The 17732-nt window shown below is 59.2% G+C and carries 15 protein-coding genes; 7 read left to right on the plus strand and 8 right to left on the minus strand.

The genetic code is table 11. The features are described 5' to 3' along the window. Positions 1-3: 3 nt before the first annotated feature. The 4 genes from pqqC to pqqF are packed head-to-tail and all read left to right on the plus strand — an operon-like array spanning position 4 to position 4484. Complete coding sequence (gene pqqC / locus ACJ8HB_RS13140; RefSeq protein WP_047567496.1) at positions 4-759, plus strand: pyrroloquinoline-quinone synthase PqqC; 756 nt, start codon at positions 4-6, stop codon at positions 757-759. Beyond that, positions 759-1037, plus strand: coding sequence for a pyrroloquinoline quinone biosynthesis peptide chaperone PqqD (gene pqqD / locus ACJ8HB_RS13145; protein WP_039566152.1), 279 nt, complete (start codon positions 759-761; stop codon positions 1035-1037). Before pqqC ends, pqqD begins: the two co-directional genes overlap by 1 nt. Then, positions 1030-2166, plus strand: a complete 1137-nt coding sequence (gene pqqE, locus ACJ8HB_RS13150; protein ID WP_047567498.1) for a pyrroloquinoline quinone biosynthesis protein PqqE — start codon at positions 1030-1032, stop codon at positions 2164-2166. The genes pqqD and pqqE overlap by 8 nt, the downstream gene beginning before the upstream one ends. Positions 2167-2168: 2 nt before the next feature. Continuing rightward, entirely contained in the window at positions 2169-4484 is a 2316-nt protein-coding gene (pqqF, locus tag ACJ8HB_RS13155; protein WP_094860075.1) for a pyrroloquinoline quinone biosynthesis protein PqqF, read from the plus strand. 405 nt (positions 4485-4889) lie between these two features. On the opposite strand, the gene ACJ8HB_RS13160 is transcribed toward pqqF, so the two are convergent. The 6 genes from ACJ8HB_RS13160 to ACJ8HB_RS13185 all read right to left on the minus strand — a co-directional run bounded on the left by ACJ8HB_RS13160 (position 4890) and on the right by ACJ8HB_RS13185 (position 11290). Further along, complete coding sequence (locus ACJ8HB_RS13160; protein ID WP_047567500.1) at positions 4890-6275, minus strand: purine-cytosine permease family protein; 1386 nt, start codon at positions 6273-6275, stop codon at positions 4890-4892. Positions 6276-6437: 162 nt separating this feature from the next. Next, positions 6438-7904, minus strand: a complete 1467-nt coding sequence (locus ACJ8HB_RS13165; RefSeq protein WP_047567503.1) for an aldehyde dehydrogenase — start codon at positions 7902-7904, stop codon at positions 6438-6440. An 11-nt stretch (positions 7905-7915) separates the two neighbouring features. Continuing rightward, the gene (locus tag ACJ8HB_RS13170; protein WP_033648300.1) at positions 7916-8953 is read right to left on the minus strand and encodes an LLM class flavin-dependent oxidoreductase; all 1038 of its coding nucleotides are present in this window, start codon (positions 8951-8953) and stop codon (positions 7916-7918) included. Between the two features lie 19 nt (positions 8954-8972). Then, positions 8973-9902, minus strand: a complete 930-nt coding sequence (locus ACJ8HB_RS13175) for a flavin reductase family protein (RefSeq protein ID WP_047567507.1) — start codon at positions 9900-9902, stop codon at positions 8973-8975. Continuing rightward, positions 9889-10716 carry an alpha/beta fold hydrolase gene (locus tag ACJ8HB_RS13180; RefSeq protein ID WP_047567509.1) on the minus strand — a complete coding sequence of 276 codons (828 nt, stop codon included), beginning with the start codon at positions 10714-10716 and terminating at the stop codon, positions 9889-9891. Before ACJ8HB_RS13180 ends, ACJ8HB_RS13175 begins: the two co-directional genes overlap by 14 nt. Further along, positions 10688-11290 (minus strand): amino acid synthesis family protein, encoded by a 603-nt coding sequence (locus ACJ8HB_RS13185; protein ID WP_041035081.1) that lies wholly within the window; start codon positions 11288-11290, stop codon positions 10688-10690. Before ACJ8HB_RS13185 ends, ACJ8HB_RS13180 begins: the two co-directional genes overlap by 29 nt. Before the next feature lie 338 nt (positions 11291-11628). Between ACJ8HB_RS13185 and ACJ8HB_RS13190 the strand changes: the two genes are divergently transcribed. Next, complete coding sequence (locus ACJ8HB_RS13190; protein ID WP_223307154.1) at positions 11629-12423, plus strand: GntR family transcriptional regulator; 795 nt, start codon at positions 11629-11631, stop codon at positions 12421-12423. Position 12424: 1 nt separating this feature from the next. Continuing rightward, positions 12425-12721, plus strand: a complete 297-nt coding sequence (locus ACJ8HB_RS13195; protein WP_033655039.1) for a DUF1330 domain-containing protein — start codon at positions 12425-12427, stop codon at positions 12719-12721. A gap of 86 nt (positions 12722-12807) precedes the next feature. On the opposite strand, the gene ACJ8HB_RS13200 is transcribed toward ACJ8HB_RS13195, so the two are convergent. Further along, positions 12808-13122, minus strand: coding sequence for an AprI/Inh family metalloprotease inhibitor (locus ACJ8HB_RS13200; protein WP_033648294.1), 315 nt, complete (start codon positions 13120-13122; stop codon positions 12808-12810). A 98-nt stretch (positions 13123-13220) separates the two neighbouring features. Beyond that, the gene (locus ACJ8HB_RS13205) at positions 13221-14660 is read right to left on the minus strand and encodes a serralysin family metalloprotease (protein WP_033648293.1); all 1440 of its coding nucleotides are present in this window, start codon (positions 14658-14660) and stop codon (positions 13221-13223) included. Positions 14661-15593: 933 nt separating this feature from the next. Between ACJ8HB_RS13205 and ACJ8HB_RS13210 the strand changes: the two genes are divergently transcribed. Then, positions 15594-17699, plus strand: coding sequence for a putative bifunctional diguanylate cyclase/phosphodiesterase (locus tag ACJ8HB_RS13210; protein WP_047567514.1), 2106 nt, complete (start codon positions 15594-15596; stop codon positions 17697-17699). Positions 17700-17732: the final 33 nt, after the last annotated feature.

A 17732-nucleotide genomic window follows, 5' to 3' on the forward strand; every position in this document is an offset into this window, starting at 1 on the left:
GCCATGACGCAACCACTGCCCCTTGACCCACAGGCGTTTGAAGCGGCGCTGCGCGCCAAAGGCGCTTATTACCATATTCACCACCCGTACCACATCGCGATGCACAACGGCGAAGCGACCCGCGAACAGATCCAGGGCTGGGTGGCCAACCGGTTCTACTACCAGACCAGCATTCCGATCAAAGACGCGGCGATCATGGCCAACTGCCCACAGCCGGAAACCCGCCGCAAATGGGTGCAGCGCATCCTGGATCACGATGGCTACGGCGGCAGCGAAGGCGGCATCGAAGCCTGGCTGCGCCTGGGCGAAGCCGTCGGGCTGCAGCGCGACGCCCTGCTCTCTGAAGAATTGGTGCTGCCGGGCGTGCGCTTCGCGGTGGACGCCTACGTCAATTTCGCGCGCCGCGCCTGCTGGCAGGAAGCGGCCTGCAGCTCGCTGACCGAACTGTTCGCGCCGCAAATCCACCAATCGCGCCTCGACAGCTGGCCGCAGCACTACCCGTGGATCGACGCCGCCGGCTACGACTATTTCCGCAGCCGCCTCGGCCAGGCCAACCGCGATGTGGAACACGGCCTGGCGCTGGCGCTGGACTATTGCGACACCGTAGAAAAACAGCAGCGCATGCTGGAGATCCTGCAGTTCAAGCTGGACATTCTGTGGAGCATGCTGGACGCCATGAGCATGGCCTATACCCTGAACCGCCCGCCTTACCACAGCGTGACCGCCGCGCGGGTATGGCACAACCAGAGGCTGGTGTAATGACGCTGAACCCTGAACATACCCCCGTCTTCCGTCGCGGCTACCGCCTGCAATGGGAGCAAGTGCAAAACAGCCACGTGATCCTCTACCCGGAAGGCATGGCCAAGCTGAACGACAGCGCCGCCGCCATCTTGCAACTGGTCGACGGCCACACCACGCTGAACGGCATCATCGCCCAGTTGAACGCCCGCTTCCCCGGCGCCGAAGGGCTGGCGGAAGACGTGCTGGAGTTTTTCCAGCGCGCCTACGAACAAAAATGGGTGACCTTCCGTGACTGAAGCGCGCGCGCCGGCGGTGAACCCGCCGCTCTGGCTGCTGGCGGAGCTGACCTACCGCTGCCCGCTGCAGTGTCCGTATTGCTCCAACCCGCTCGATTTCGCCGCGCAGGAAAAAGAGCTGACCACCGCGCAGTGGATCGAGGTGTTTCGCCAGGCGCGGGCGATGGGCAGCGTGCAGCTCGGTTTTTCCGGCGGCGAGCCGCTGGTGCGTAAAGACCTGCCCGAGCTGATCGCCGCCGCGCGCGAGCTCGGCTTTTACACCAACCTGATCACCTCCGGCATCGGCCTGACCGAGAAGAAGCTGCAGACCTTCGCCGACGCCGGGCTGGATCATATCCAGATCAGTTTTCAGGCCAGCGATGAAACGCTGAACGCCGCGCTGGCGGGCTCCGCCAAGGCGTTTCAGCAGAAGCTGGCCATGGCCAGGGCGGTCAAGGCGCTCGGCTATCCGATGGTGCTCAACTTCGTGCTGCATCGCCATAATATCGGCCAGATCGACCGCATTATCGAACTGGCGATCCAGCTGGACGCCGACGACGTCGAGCTGGCGACCTGCCAGTTCTACGGCTGGGCGCACCTCAACCGCGAGGGGCTGCTGCCGACCCGCGAGCAGATCGCCGACGCGGAAGCGGTGGTGAAACGCTACCGCGAACGCATGGCCACCGACGGCAAGCTGGCCAACCTGCTGTTCGTCACGCCGGACTACTACGAGGAGAGCCCCAAAGGCTGCATGGGCGGCTGGGGCGCCATCTTCATGAGCGTGACGCCGGAAGGCATGGCGTTACCCTGTCACAGCGCCCGTCAGTTACCGATCGCCTTCCCGTCGGTGCTGGAGCACGATCTGCAGCATATCTGGTACCACTCGTTCGGGTTTAACCGCTATCGCGGCTATGACTGGATGCCGGAGCCGTGCCGTTCCTGCTCGGAGAAAGAGCAAGACTACGGCGGCTGCCGCTGCCAGGCGTTCATGCTGACCGGCAACGCCGACAACGCCGACCCGGTGTGCGGCAAATCGCCCCACCACGGCACCATTCTGGCGGCGCGGGAAGCGGCGAATCGCTCGCAGATCGGTATCGATCAGCTGCGTTTTCGCAATCAGGCCAACTCCCGTCTGATTTTCAAGGGTTGACGATGACACCCGCCGCCGCCTCGTGGCAGCTCGACAACGGTTTGGCCGTCAAGGCGATAAGCGATCCTGCCGCCGCGGGCGCCGCCGCGCTGGTGCGCATTGAAGCGGGCAGTTTTCAGGCGCCCGTCGCCTGGCCGGGCCTGGCGCATCTGCTGGAGCATATGTTGTTTCGCGGCAGCGCGAACTACGGCGTGCAAGATGGTCTGATGGCCTGGGTCGCCTCGGTGGGAGGCCGGCTGAACGCCACCACCCAGGCCACGCAAACCGCCTTCTTCTTCGAGGTGAGCGCAGACCATTTGGCGCCGGGGCTGGCGCGGCTGAGCGATATGCTCGCCGCCCCGCAGCTGGCGGCCGAGGCGATCGCTCAGGAGATTGAGGTCATCGACGCTGAATATCGCCTGCTGCGCGCCGATGTGGAAACCCGCTGCGAAGCCGCGCAGCGACAGATGTTCAGCGGCCTCGACGCAATGCATCGCTTTCATATCGGCAGCCGCGCCGCCTTTGGCAGCGATATTTCCGCGTTGCAGCTGGCGCTGCGGCAGTTTCATCAGCGCTATTTTCGCGCGCCAAACCTGACGCTGTGGCTGCAAGGCCCGCAATCGCTGGCGCAGCTGCATGCGCTGGCCCAGCGCTACGGCAGCCGGCTGCCGGCGGGCAACGGCTCACCGCACGAGAGCTCACCGCCGCTGACCGCTGCGGAAGATTACACCCTGACGCTGCCCGGCACGCCGCAGCTGAGACTGGTGTTTGCCCTGCCGCGCTCTCATTCGCGCGGCTGGCTACGGCGGCTGGAGCGCCTGCTGCTGGACGAAGCCCCCGGCGGGCTGCTGGCCCGGCTGCGCGCTCAGGCGTGGTGCGATGCCGTTCGGCTCGATTATTCGCGCTGCAGCGAGAACAACGCGCTGCTGAGTTTTATCTTTACCGTCAATCACGGTTCAGCCGCTGAGGCTGCCTGCATCGAAAGCGCCCTGCTGGCGTGGCTGCAGGCGCTGCAGGTGCTGACACCGGCCCAGCTTGCGCATTACGAGCGGCTGGCAAATCGCGATTTCCACCGTTTGGCGCCGCTCGACCAGCTGCGTGCCAGAGCGTTTAGGCTGCCGCCGGCGGAGCAGAACGACGATTGGCCACGGCATATTGCGGCGTTGATTAGCGCGCCGCGCCGTCGCCTGGCCGTGCGGCCCGAAGGCGGCGGTGAAACCCGTGAAATTCAAGGGCTGCCGCTGGCGCTTGGCCCCTTCGCCGGCGCCGCGCTGACGGCTACGGCTGAACCCTTCCGCTTTTTCTCCTCCTCGGCGGCGCTGCCGCCCCCGACATTGCCTGCCGGCCTGGCGCCGCTGCGGCATCTGCGCCCCGACGAAGCGCAGCCGGTGCTGCTGCTGCGGCCGACGCCGTCCAGCCCCTTCAGTGATGCACAGGCCTACGGCTTACAGGCGGCGCTGCGCGCCGGGGCGGCAGAGCTGGCGCATAGGGAAGGACATTTAAGCTTCGAACGCCACCAGGGTGCGTGGCTGCTGCAGCTGGCGGGCAGCCCCGCGCTGCTTTGCCACGGGATGAGCGAGGTGAACCGGGCTCTGGCGGCGTTGCCGTCGGCCATTCTCAACGAGGCGGCGAGAAACCTGCGCCATACGCAGTTGCAAGAGCAAAACGACATCGCCATTCGTCGCCTGCTGGCCCAATTGCCCGCGGCGCTCAGCGCGCCGATAGCAACAGCGGTGCAGTGGCATGCCACCTTAGTCGGCGGCGATGGCGAGTTAAAACGGCAGCTGTCGCACCTGCTGTACGACTTCCCCTATCCCGTGGCCGCCGAGCCGCCGCTGCCGATATATCAGCATCATCGCCCCGTCACGCTGACGGAAAGCGGCGCCGAAAGCGCCTTGCTGCAGTTTTACCCGCTGCCGAACGGCGAAGCGGCAGGCCGTTGGGCGCTGCGCGTGCTGGCCCAGCTTTACGCGCCGCGCTATTTTCAGCGGTTGCGCGTGGACCGCAACGTGGGCTACGTGGTGCAATGCGCCTTCCACCGCTGCGCCGATGCCGAAGGCCTGCTGTTCGCGCTGCAATCCCCAACGTTCAACGTTGAACAGCTGCGGCAGTTAACCGACGAATTCTTACTGCAGATGCGTCATGAGCTGGCGCACGTGGACGCAAACGAGCTGGCGCAAACGCAACAGGCGCTGCGGCAAAGCGTGCAGCGCCTCAGCGCCGAGCCATTGCAACGCGCACGCGAAATCGCCTTGGAAAATCACGCAATCATTGCCGCCGAGCCCATGACATTGACGCAACTGGCCTATTGGCAGCAGCGGCTATTCGCCGCAGGCTGATGTTGCGTCGGAGCCAACCCGACGCAATATAAACGTAGCGAAACAACTAATAACCAGGGGGAGATATATCTCAATAATCGTGTTCCCTCCTGTAAGAATTACTGCGAGAAATTACTTGAATAACAGCATGTTGATTAATCGCCTAACCGACGCCCTCCTTTTCCTTTTATGGCAGGCATATATTCTTCGCTTTTTCATTCTTTTAAACTCATAAGCTAGCGATATATAAAACACCATGAGCAGCAACATTAATATAACAATCATAAGTTAGCCCAAATCCATTTAGCCATTTCATATGATTATTATCTAATTTAATAAATTAAAAAATTAGAAACATCCTGTTCTAAAAATTACTTTATCATATCACTCAAACCGGTCTTTTATGCTGGCCGGGATGCAGGAGAATTATAATTGCACCGCCCAGTTAGCCCGTCGCGAACAACACAATGGGTAGGCGATGCCGGTCAGCACCATGCTGATCACCCAGGAAATGTCTGCGCCCGGGATCAGATTGGCGTAAGGGCCGGAGAAGAATGCGTTCTCGACGAAAGGCACCTGCACCGCAATACCGCCGAAATAAACGCCGAGCGCGCGGGTGTTGAGCAGGCCGTAGCGCCCGCCGTCGGCGCTGAAAATGGCCGAAATGTCATAGCGTTGGCGGTTAAGCAGGTAAAAATCAATCAGGTTGATCATGCACCAGGGGATCAGCACCGAAATCAAGGCAAAAATCAGGTTCAGGAACAGATGAACGAAGTTGGCCGAGGCAACCAGCGCCACCCACACAGCCCCCAGCAAAATCAGCGCCGAGAACAGCGTGCGTATACGCGCATTCGGCATCCACTGCGGTAAGAAGGTTTGTACCGCAGTGATGAGTGAAAGCACCGCGCCGTACAAATTCATCGAGTTATGGCAGATGATGTTGATCAGAAACAGCACCATCAGCACCGGCCCCAGCCCTCCCGTCGCCTGGCGCACCGCCTCCATGGCATCGTCGCTGCCGGCGACCAGATTGACCGCCACCACGCCGAACACGAAGGCCAAAATGGTGCCGCTGCAGGCGCCCAGGTAGGTATACAGGAAGGGTTTGGCAATGCCGACTTCCGCCGGCAGGTAACGCGAATAGTCTGACGTGTAGGGCGAGAAGCTGATTTGCCAGACGGCGCCGATGCAGAACGTGGCGAACCAACCGGCAATGCTGAACGATCCCCGCTGCCAAAAATCCGCCGGCAGCGGTTGAGAAAACATCAATACCAATCCGAGAATCAGCGCGCTGCCCATCACCCAGGCGCCGATTTTGTTGATCTTGTGGATGAAACGGTAGCCCACCACCCCGATCAACGTTGCCAACACCGCGCCAATCACCGTCGCCACGCCCATGTTCAATGACGGGATGACGTTATGGATGACCTTGCCGGAAAGCGTGATATTGGAAATAAAGAACCCCAGATAGATCACCGTGGCGAACACGATCACCAACAGCGAGCCGTAGCGGCCAAACTGCGCCCGGCTCTGCACCATTTGCGGTATTCCGACCTGTGGCCCCTGGGCAGAGGTCAGCGCCAGAAAAATACCGCCGAACAGGTGGCCGGCGATAATCGCGCTCAGCGCCGAGAGAATATCGAGATGAAACGTTTGTGTGGAGATAGCCCCGGTCACCACCGCCAGCGGCGCAATATTGGTGCAAAACCACAGGGTAAACAGGCTGCGGGCATGGCCATGACGCTCCCCGGCGGGAACAAAATCGATCGACTTGTCTTCAATAAACGCGGTCTGCTCTGGCTGAGAGTTCATATATCCCCCGGTTAACGTGGATTATTATTTTTTACAGCGTGTTAGCGTGCGAATAGATCGAAAAAAGCATGCGTCTGCCCCGGCGACATTGCGGTCGCCTGTATCAATGCGATGAAAACGGGGCTGCCGGCGCGATCTGAAATCGCGCCTGATTGCGCTGACTCAGCGCATGACAAAGGGATCGTCTATCGGATCGTCGCTGGTGCGCAGCCACACCGTTTTGCTGGTGGTGTATTCCAGCGCGGCGTCAATCCCGCCCTCGCGGCCAAACCCCGACTGGCCGTAGCCGCCAAACGGCGCCAGCGGCGATACCGCTCGATAGGTATTCAGCCACACCACCCCCACCCGCAGGCGACGGGTCACCCGATGCGCGCGCGTCAGGTTCTGCGTGAAAATGCCGGCCGCCAGGCCATAGGCAGAATCATTGGCAAGCTGAATGGCCTCCGCTTCGTCCCTGAAGGTCAACACCGACAGCACCGGGCCGAACAGCTCTTGCTTCACGCACTCGGCGTCGGGTTGCGCGCTGCAATCGACAATCGTCGGCGGGTAGTAAAAGCCCGGTGAGTCGATCGCCGCGTGGCCAATCACCAGTTTTGCCCCCTGCTCCAGCGAACGGCTGACGATGGCGGCGATCCGCTCTTGCTGCTGCCTGGTGCAAAGCGGCCCGAACTGGGTGTCCGGGCGATCCGGCGGCCCGATGCGGATGCTGCGCACCTTCTCCGTCAGCCGGGCCAAAAACGTGTCCTTGATGCTTTCCGCCACCAGCAGGCGCGAGCCGGCTACGCAGCTCTGGCCCGACGCGGCGAAAATGGCCGCCACCTGCGCATTCGCCGCGCTGGTCAGATCCGCATCATCGAAAACGATAAACGGCGATTTTCCGCCCAGCTCCAGCGAGGTGCTGGCGAGGTTTTCCGCACTGCCGCGAACGATGTGCTTCGCGGTTTCCGCGCCGCCGGTAAAGGCGATGTGGTCTACCTGCGGATGCGCCGTCAGCACCGCACCGCATTCGGCGGCAAAACCGGTGATCACATTGCATACGCCGCGTGGAAAACCGGCCTCGTCTATCAGTCTGGCGAACGCCAGCAGCGGCGCCGGCGCGGTTTCCGCCGCTTTGACCACCAGCGTGCAGCCGGCGGCGATCGCCGGGCCGATTTTCACTGCCGCAAGAAACAGCTGGCTGTTCCAGGGCACGATCGCCGCCACCACCCCGATTGGTTCGCGACGCACCCAGGTTTCCATGTCGGCTTTGTCGATCGCCAGCACGCTGCCTTCCATCTTGTCGGCCAGGCCGGCGTAGTACCGGTAGTATTCCGCCACATAAGCGATCTGCGCCTGGGTTTCCCGGATGATCTTGCCGGTATCCAGCGTTTCCAGCCGCGCCAGCTCGGGGGCGTGCTGCTCCAGCAAGTCGGCCAGCCGCAACAACAGCTTGCCGCGCGCGCCGGCGGTCATATCGCGCCACTCGGCCCCCTGGAAAGCCCGGTGCGCTGCCGCAACGGCGCGATCCACATCCTGCGCGCGGGCTTCCGCCACCTGCGCCCAGGGTTCGCCGCTCGCCGGGTTGATCGAGTCGAAGGTGGCCGAACCGGCGTCAAACCGGCCATCGATGTAGAGTTTGAACGATTCCATCAGCGCCTCCGTCAGTGAAATTCCGGCATCACGCAGCGAATGAACCGCTCCAGAGAGGCCTTTTTACGCGCAAAGCTCATGCCGCTGTCGATCCACAACGCAAACTCGTCATACCCCAGCGCCTCATATTTTTTCAGCCGCGTAATGACCTCATTGGCGGTGCCGATAGCCAGGTTGGTGCGCATCATCTCGGCGGAGTAATAGGTATTGGCGGCGATCTCTTCGTCGCTCAGCGGCTGAATCAGCCCTTGCCGCACCGGCCGCTGGTTCTTGAACCAGGCGCCGAAGTAGTGGTAGAAACGGTTGAGCTCTTCCGCCGCCAGGCGGGCGTCCGCCTCATCTTCCGCTACGTAGCCATGCTGCAACAGCATGATCTTCAGCGGCTGCTCGGCGGCGAAGCGTGCACGCGCCTCGTTGAAACAGGTCACCAGCCGCACGATCTCCTCTTCCCCTTGATGCAGCGGCGTAACCTGAACGTTGCAGCCGTTTTGCACCGCAAATTCGTGGCTGTTGGGATCGCGCGCCGCCACCCAAATCGGCGGATGCGGCTGCTGTTTCGGCAGCGGCGACGAGGTGGTCGCCGGGAACGACCAGTATTCCCCCTGATGGGCATAGTCGCCCTGCCACAGTTTTTTCACCGCCGGGATCAGCTCGCGCATGCGCTGCCCGGCATCCCAGGCGGTCAAACCGGGCATCAGCCGTTCGTATTCATAGGAATAGGCGCCGCGCGCGATGCCCAGCTCCAGCCTGCCGCCGGTGATGATGTCGGTCATCGCCGCCTCGCCCGCCAGACGGATCGGGTGATTGAACGGCGCAATGATGGTGCCGGTGCCGAGCCGCACCCGCGAGGTGCGCCGGGCAATGTCCGCCAGATTGATGAACGGATTCGGCGCAATGGTGAAATTCATGCCGTGGTGCTCGCCGGTCCAGATGGCGTGCATGCCGCCGCGATCGGCGATTTCACACAGCTCGATCATCTCCTGGTAGAGCTTTTCCTGCGGTTCGTCGGGTAACGTTCGTTCCATATGCACGAATAAAGACAGTTTCATCACACTCTCCCGTTCAGCCTCAACCGGCGAATTGCTTGATGGCACCGCTGTGCTCATCGCCATAATAGATACCGTAATTGCCCACGGCGTTTTCTTTGACGAACCGGCCCAGCATCGATCGCAGCGCCGGATCCTTGATCGGCAGCCGCGCCAGCGTCGGCATGTCGAACCATTCCGCCGCGCCCAGCTGCGGCGTCAGGCTGCCGGCGTCGGTCGGCAGCGCGCACAGAAAAACGATGTGTTGCTGGTGCTTTTGGCGGTCGTCATAGACGGAATAGACGAAGCCCGGATGGGCATTAATGCCCAGCTGTTGCAGCAGCTCCCCCAACGTTTCGCTGACGCTGCGTTTCTCCACCGCGCTGGACGGCAGTTGATAGCCGCCGTCATTTTGCCGCACCATCACGGCGTGCCCTTCAAACTCGATCAACGCGCTTACCACCACCTGCGGCCCGCCAATCAGCGACTGCGCGTTTTGATAAGGCGTGAAATAAGCGCCGCGGTAATACCCCAGACCGGCGGTGGCGTTGGACTCGAACCCTTCGACCTTGCCGATCAGAATGGCATGGTCGCCGGCGTCCACCACCTGATGCAGCGAGCAGTCGAACCACGCCGAACTGTTATCGATCAGCGGCACCCGTGACGCGCTCCAGCGCCAATCGATCAGCGCAAAGCGGTCTTCGTTCTTTTGCGCAAAAATGGTTGAAGCCTCTTTTTGCTGTTCCGCCAGAATATTGATGGCGAAATGGCTGCACTGGGTAAAATGCGCCAGATTCGCCGAACGTTTATCGATGCTCACCAACAGCAGCGCCGGATCCAGCGACACCGACGAAAACGAATTGGCGGTGAAGCCAATCGGCTTCCCCTGCTTGTCTACCGAAGTCACAATGGTGACGCCGGTCATAAAGGCGCCGAAAGCGTCGCGCAACTGCCTGCGTTTATCCGCGTCCATTTGCCGCTCCTAAAGTCAAAGGTTGCTCTGAGGTCAGAAAATCGTGCATCAGCGCGTTGACGCGTTGCGCATCGGTCAGACTGACCATGTGTTTGGCGTTCTCAATGATTACCGCGCGCCCGTTCGGTGCGGCCTGCGCCATTTGCCGCGCCATCTCCGGGCTGGAGTTGGCGTCGTGCTCGCCGGTCAGCACCAACACCGGGCAGCGGATAAGGTGCCAACGCTGGGCATACACCCGATCGCCGGTAGCAAACGCCTGATAGGCGCGGGCGTAGCCCGATATGTCCACCTGTTGCAACCAGCCGCCCACCTGCCGGCGCAGACGCTGTTCGGCGGGATCGGCGCCAAACCACCGGCTCAGCGGCGAGTCGAGCTGCGTCTGGCCGCTGGCCAACGCGCTGGCGCGTTGCGCGACCGCGGCGCTGGCCTTTGCTGAGCGCTGAAACACGCCGCTCATCACCACCGCGCGATTGACCCGCTCCGGATAATCGATCGCCAGACCGGCGGTGATCAACGCCCCCATCGAGTGCCCCGCCACCGCAGCGCTCGGCGCGCCCAGGGTATTTAAGAAGGCCGCCATCCAGCGCACGTAATCCTCCAGCGTCGCGGCGTGGGCGAAGCCTTCGCTTTCTCCGTGGCCCGGCATATCGACGGCGATGACCCGAAAGTGCGCGCTGAGCGCATCGAGCTGGGGATACCAGGCCTCCGCGTTCATGCCTACGCCGTGGATCAATACCAGCGGCTCGCCACGCCCGGCCTCCAAATACCCCACCCGCAAAGCGGGTTCAGACAGCTGCCGGATTGTTCTGATCATGGCCCAGCTCTTTCAGATCCAGATAACGGTTGCCGATGCGGTGGTGCGGCCGCCCCCCCAGCGCCGCGCCCAGTGCGATGACGATTTCATCGTCGAAGGGCGCGTCGTTGATGTTGAACTGAAATGTCAGGTAGTGCTCGCGGCTGCCTTCGTCGTTTTTCCCCATCATCGGGATCAGGATCGGCGCGTTGGCCGGCCCGCGGGTATTGTTGAACGCCAGATAGCTCTTGCCGTTGACCGCCGAACGGTAGTGGTTGCCGAAATGCAGCGTGTGGATCAGCGCCGAGGCATGTTCCAACTCGCCGCCCAGCCCCACCACCGCGCTTTTGCCGAAGGCTTCCACCCGCTCGCCGGAGCCGGCTTCTTTGAGGATCAAACCGGTCAGCAACTCGCCCAGCACCGGCGCCATTTCTCGAATCTTTGGCGCCAGATCCTCGACAAAGCCTTGCCCGGCCCAGGGGTTTTTAATCACCGCCGCCGCCGCGATCATCACCAGCGGTTTACTCGCCGATTTGCCGCCGTCGGCGTAGAGGGTTTCTGTGGAAACCAGGGTCTTGCGGATGTCTTGATGCATAAGGGACCTCGAAAAGTAAATAAAATGTTAATCAGATGTCGCGAGTCGAGGGTATAGCATCGGGCAGATTGGTATGTCAAAATTTGGTATACCATAATACGGTATTCTTATTTTCACTTGAGGCGGTAGAGCACATTTGAAAATAACAGCGGTTAATCAATGCATTAGTAAATTTTCGTGGACTTTGGCAGGGAATGAAACGCCGGCCACAACCGCGTCCGCTCAGCACCCTGTGCCCGTGCCGCAGCCGTTGAGCCAGCGGCTATCGGCACCGAAAAGCGGTTTTTTTAGGCTATCTTTCGATTTTGTGAGCTGCGGCAACATTCACCGTTTTGGCGATGCGGCGCGAAATCGGCCGCCGTTGCTTTGCAGGTTGGAAAGATGTTAATAGTACCGGGCAAACGGAAATACGCGTCGTTATCCGGATTAATGATGATCCACAAAAAATAGAGACAATTATGGTTCAGGCGTCATTGAAAATTGAGAATGCACCGGTCACCTTGCGCGAATTGGCATTGGCGAAAATTAGGCAGGCGATTATCTCAGGGTATTTTCAGGCCGGCGATCGTTTGGTGGAACGCAGCCTGTGCGAGGAGCTGGGCGTCAGCCGCAGCGTGGTGCGCGAGGTGATCCGTTATCTCGAAGCGGAGGGGCTCATTGAAACGCTCGGCAAGAAAGGGCCGATTGTCGCTATTCTGACCTGGGAAATTGCCGAGCAGATTTATACTATTCGCCTGCTGCTTGAACAGGATGCCGCTCACGACTGCGCCCTGAAAGCCGGGCCGGAAGATAAAAAGAAACTGCATGAAAAATTAATTGCGATTAATCAGGCGTCGGCCGGGCAGGACGATATTCAGCGCGTTGAAGCCTCGCAGGCCTTTTATGAAACCATTTTCCAGGTGGCCCATCACGCCATTGCCTGGGAAATCGTTCAACGCCTGAATAGCCGCATCAGCCGCCTGCGCGCCCTGACCCTGAAAACCCCGGAGCGCCAGCTGGCCGGTTTCGAGCGCATGACGCGCATTTATCACGCCATCGAACAAAACAATCCGACGCAGGCCAGGCAAGAAGTCATCGATCACCTGACCGAGGCCGCCGCGCTGGCCAAGCGCATTCTGCAACAGGAGTCCTGAGATGCCCGCTTACTGGATTGCCCATGTTACCGTGAAAGATCCGCAGCAATATCAGCATTACATGGATTTGGCGCCCCAGGCGTTTCGCCAGTTCAACGCCCGTTTTCTCGCCCGCGGCGAACAGGCGCAAACGCTGGAAGGCCCATCGTTTGTGAAACATGTGCTGATCGAATTCGACGACTACGCCACCGCGTTGGCCTGCTACCATTCGCCGGCCTATCAGTTGGCGAAACAACAGCGGTGCCACGTGGCGGAAGCCATGATTACCATCGTCGACGGCTTGCCGCCCGCCCATTAAAAAGCCCCCGCCGTTACGGCGGAGGCTGGGTGATGTGAGGCGTGATAACCGCGTTCAGAAGCGCCGGGTCAGGCCGGCGTTTTCCGCTAGTTATTTCTCTTCAGGATCTTCCCAGTTTCAGCCCAGATCTGGCTGCGATAATGATCGTCTTCCTGAGAGAAGAAAAGTACGGTCAGCCCATCCTTGTCCAACAGCGCAATGCCATCGGGAGCAGGACGCCACGCCACAGGCTCTTGCGGCAAGACGTCGGGCGTGCAATCAGATAAAAATTTCAGGCTATAGCCGCCGGCCGATTCCACACTCTCCGCGTTGAGCTGCACAACACAAGACTTTGATTTATCACTGACCGTCCACTGCCCGGATAGCGTTTCGGCGGAAGGTAACACCAGACTGCTTGCCATAGAGGCTCCTGAAAACAAGAAAATTATTCCGACAAGAATAAATTTGCACATAGCTGGCCCATGCGAAACGGTGGGCATCATCGCCCACCGTTGCCGTTTTACACGATAAAGTCAACAGCGACGTCGGCCTGCCCGACGATGTGCACCAGGAAGTCTGGATTTGCACCGCCATGGATATTGAAGGCCAATTCACTCAGATTGCTCTGGGTATCATAGGATACCAGCGCCTCACCGGCCTGCCCGCTGAAATGATCGACAAACTGAATGAAATCACTGCCTTTAGCGCCCTGGTTGAAGAAGGACAGATCGATCTTGTCCTTGCCTGACTCAAAGTCCCAAATGGTATCAGGAGCCCGAACAGGCGAGTCATTCACATCAGAGAAGACAAAAATGTCGTTGCCTTGCCCTCCCCATAATTGATCCTGGCCCGCTCCACCGTAAATGACATCGTTGCCGGCGCCGCCTTTGAGCGTATTGTCTGCGTGATTCCCAACAATGACGTCATTACCTGAGCCCCCTATCGCGTTTTCGATGGTGACGCCAGCGGCGATGGAAACATTCCCTTTTAATCCCCCGACGTCGGAGAAAGCGCCTTCGTTCAAGTTGATACGTTGATTTTGGCTATACCCCGAGAAATCAAGGGTATCATTTCCGCCTGCATCCCAAACAGACATCACCAGTTTGTCGTGGCTGTCATTGAGCGTATAGAAGTCTCGGCCTGTATTTGAATTAAACCCGTAAACGGTGTCGCCGGTTCGGGTGGTCATATTGGCGCCGTAAAGATGCTGGATGGCCGCGATATCATCAACCAGCGGCGCAGCGGCATAGTAATGGCCATGATCCGCGTTGGTAATGGATTCATTCCAGTAACTCATTACGCTAAACTGCCGGGTATCTTCGGCGTAAACTGCCTTGGTATAATTTGGGCTGCCTTGCCCCGCATTATAAGTGCCCGGGTGATCTAACCCGAGAGTATGGCCAACTTCATGGGTAATGGTTAAGCGGCCGTAATTACCTAGCTCAGGATGCAAATTTTCGGAGTGATTCTTAATGTTGTACCAGCTTTGCCCATCAGAATTGAACCCCCTGTAATCATTGCCATTATATGAGAACGGTTTCAAGGCATACGCTTGTCCTGTCCCCTCATAATTGCCAAAGGTAATATTGGAGGGTTGGCCTGCGGCAACTTCGACAAATTTGATGTTGGCAACATCAGCCCAGGATTGCAAAGACAGCTTCGCCTGTTCTTGTTGCTGCTGCGTGAACGCGCTCAGCCCCGTATCACGTTCCGGGGAGCGGTGGCCCAGGTTCAGTTCGTTATAATCCCAATCCGGGAAGGAATAGGTCACCGTCGCCTCTTTTCCCGTGACGTGCACGCCATTCCAGGTTTTATCGCCGCGCGCGATCTGCAACCCCGCCTGATTTATGTCATAAGACGGTTTGTTATTTATCGTCAGACCATTTCCGCGCTCATGGTAGTGAATAAGATCGTTAACGCTGTCCCAACCCGTTTCGTTTCCATTCATGGTATTACCCATAACTTTCTCCACAAAGTAGCTAGTATTGCTATGACATCCGAAATGTCCCTTGGGGATAATCAAGATCCTGAGAATAGCGATCACCCGATACGCCCCACTCTTTTTGCCTATCCCTTTACAATTGACTTTTAACTACCCGATGCCTCCTTACCCATGATTGAGAACTGATGCAACTGCGTGAGATCGCGATATGTCCGTGCAAAATGCACGGAAATAATAGGCGCATTGATCCGGCAAGGGTTTGATTCCAGAGTTTGCGCGTTGAGGCTAAGTTGAGATGCCGCTCAAAGGGGCGGATGACAACGGCCGTTCGATACCTTGTCTCGTTGCCAGAGACCACAGCAGACGTGGTCTCGTGTTGTGACCGTTGCCTGTTATCCGAACCGTTACCCGAAGAAAATTACGTGAATGCATTTGCGCCACCATCCAGTTTTGCTAATGATTATCATTCGCGAGGCTATCTCACACGTAAGCAAAGTGTCAACAGATGAAACAAAACATTTCTTGATTTGCATCATGATTTTTTCGCTAAGCCCCAGTGAACGGGCGACGACGGGCGTTGCAGAGTGCATAAAATGGCGTTTATCACCGTCTGGACTGGGGTTTTTGTCAGTATTACCGCATAGAGCAGGCAGAATACCGTTCGGAAGTACATCATGACGACTGAACATTTGGCCACAGAGAAACATCAGGAATGATTAATTTTCACGGCAATAACGCGGCGTGGTCCGATTACTTATTTTTCGCTGCAATATAAGGGATGCTTATAAATAACAGGAGTATTCCTAATGCGTTCACGCGGGATGTATTCCATGCTGGCGGGCCGATTTTTAGCCGCGCCCGCTGGCTATTCCCATTTTAATTGGTAAGACTATATTGAAAGAAGCTCTGCCCTAGAGCGAGAATATGGGTAATTTTCCGAGGAAATACCGCATGACCCTGTTGCCCAAGCAGAGCAATAACAAAAATCCGATTGATCTCTATGGCGAAATCGTAGACGACTTGCCCGGCCTGATTTGCTTCGGCAACCGCCTTGGCGGTTACTTCAATAAACAGTGGCGCGACTATACCGGCGCCATCGCCGGTGAACACGGCGCCGCCGACTGGCTCGATGCCCTGCACCCCGACGATCGCGAGCGGCTGGCCGCGCAATGGCGCCAGGCGATCGTGGCCCTTTCCTCGTTCGCCGGCGAAGCCCGCCTGCGCGATCGCAGCGGCGCCTACCGTTGGTTTATGCTGGCGTTCAACGCCCGGCAGGACGGCATGGCGCTGGAGCTCAGTTGGTACCTCACGGCGACCGACATCCATCCGCAAATGCTGCAGCGCCAGCAAAACGTTCAGGCGCTCTCTATCCAGCAAGACATGCTGGACGCCAGCGTCGACTGCATCAAAGTGATCAATCACGACGGCACGCTGCGCCACATGAACCGCTCCGGCAGCCTGGCCCTTGGCCTTGATCCGGCGCAAAAAGAGTTTGGCATGCCCTGGCTGGGACTGCTGTCGCCCGAGATCCGGCGCCGCGGCAGTAAGGCGCTGCGCAGCGTCAGAGCCGGAAAGAATGCGCGCTTCACCGGATTGAGCGTGACGCCGCAGGGTAAAAAACAGCACTGGGACAACATTCTCACGCCGGTCAGCGACGAACACGGCGCCGTGGTCGAGATCTTGTGCGTCTCGCGCGACGTGACTTCACAGCGCGTGATGGAACAACGTCTGTTGCTCGCCAGCGAATATGACGAATTGACCGGCCTGCCCAACCGGCGCCTCTTCAAGAAAAAGCTGAAGCAAGAGATGAAGCGCGCCCTGCACGGCAACAAGTCCCTCGGGCTGATGCTGCTGGATCTTGACCACTTCAAGCTGGTGAACGACACGCTGGGCCACGCGGCGGGCGACCATCTGCTGCGGATCTTGGGTAAAAGACTCAGCGCCTGCATGAATGCGCACTCGTTCGTCTCCCGCCTCGGCGGCGACGAGTTTGCCGTGGTGATCAGCGACGTCGAAAACGAGCAGGATATTTTCCGCATCGCCAACAAGTTTCTGCTGCAGCTGGAGACGCCGATCACCCACGGCGGCAAGACGCTGCATTGCGGCATGAGCCTTGGCGGCGCCATCTATCCCAAAGACGCGCGCGACGCTTCAGAGCTGATGAAATGCGCCGATACCGCGCTGTATGAGCTGAAAGACGGCGGCCGTGGCGGCGTCTATATGTTCGACCGCAAAATGATGGACAAAGCGCGCGCCCGCGCCAGCCAGCTCAACTACGCACGCCAGATCGTGCGCGACAACTGCATCCGTCCCAGCTACCAGCCGAAGGTCTGCCTGACCGACGGCAGCATCGTCGGCTTTGAAGCGCTGCTGCGCTGGCACTGCCCGATCAATGGCGTGCAGCTGCCGGCAACGGTAAGCGAGGCGTTCAACGACTACGAGCTGGCGACCAAGATCAGCGAGGCCATGCAGCTGAAGGTCTTCGCCGATATCGCCCGCTGGCGCGCGGCCGGCGTGGCGGTGCGGCCCATCTCGCTGAACGTGTCGCCGATCGAGTTTTTACGCGACAACTACGCCGAAACCTTCCTGCAGCGCCTGCTGAAGTTCCACATTCCCCACCCTCTGATCGAACTGGAAGTGACCGAACACGCGTTCAACAAGCACGGCTCGAAGTACGTGCTGCGCGCGCTGCAAATGCTCAAGGAGATGGGCATCCGCATCGCGCTGGACGATTTCGGCACCGGCCACTCCTCCTTCAGCCATATCATGGATTACCCGCTGGACTGCATTAAGCTGGACTGCGACTTCGTTCAACGGATGAATACCGAACCGGCGATCCTGGCGATCGTGGAAAGCATCGGCATCCTCGGCCAAAAACTGTCGATCGATATCATCGCCGAGGGCGTGGAAACCGAGCAGCAGCGGCAAACGCTGTGCGAAGCCGGTTTCCATATCGGCCAGGGTTATTTGTTCAGCCGGGCTGTGGAATCCCAACGGGTGCCCGAGCTGCTGCAGGCGATACGACAACCAGCCAAAGGCGGCATGACGAACCGTTAAACCAGGCATCGCATATCCATATTCGGGGGTTTT

Source organism: Serratia sp. CY27727 (assembly GCF_052169275.1).
GTDB lineage: Bacteria > Pseudomonadota > Gammaproteobacteria > Enterobacterales > Enterobacteriaceae > Serratia > Serratia sarumanii.